The sequence below is a fragment of the Glaciibacter sp. 2TAF33 genome (assembly GCF_052114945.1).
Classification (GTDB): Bacteria; Actinomycetota; Actinomycetes; order Actinomycetales; family Microbacteriaceae; genus Cryobacterium.
Map to the genome: position 1 here is coordinate 1 of NZ_JBFRFS010000040.1, position 347 is coordinate 347.

At 74.5% G+C, this 347-nt stretch carries 1 protein-coding gene; it reads left to right on the plus strand.

Going from position 1 to position 347, the window contains the following annotated elements; translation table 11 throughout:
• The coding region (locus AB4Y94_RS17830) for a DUF222 domain-containing protein (RefSeq protein WP_441729355.1) at nucleotides 1-347 on the plus strand (347 nt) is incomplete at both ends.

The following is a 347-nucleotide window of genomic DNA, read 5'->3' on the forward strand; positions in this document are numbered from 1 at the left end:
CTCCCGGCGCCGTCCGCGGAGAACCTGCTCGAGGAGTCCCGGGCCCTGGTGCATACCCTCCCCGACACCCTCGCCGCCCTGGCGGCGGGGGACGCCGGGTACCGGCACGCGCAGATCCTGGTCGCTGAGACCAACAGCCTGACCGTGGACACCGCSCGGGAGCTGGAACGGGTGGTGCTCCCCGCCGCGGGGCGGCTCAGCCCGTCSCAGTTCGACCGGAAGGTCCGCAAGGCCCGGGAGCGGCTGGACCCGGACTCGATCACCGCCCGCCACGAACGCGGCGTGACCGGCCGGTCGTTGACGTTCACGCCCGCCCGGGACGGGATGGGCTGGCTCAGCGCGTACCT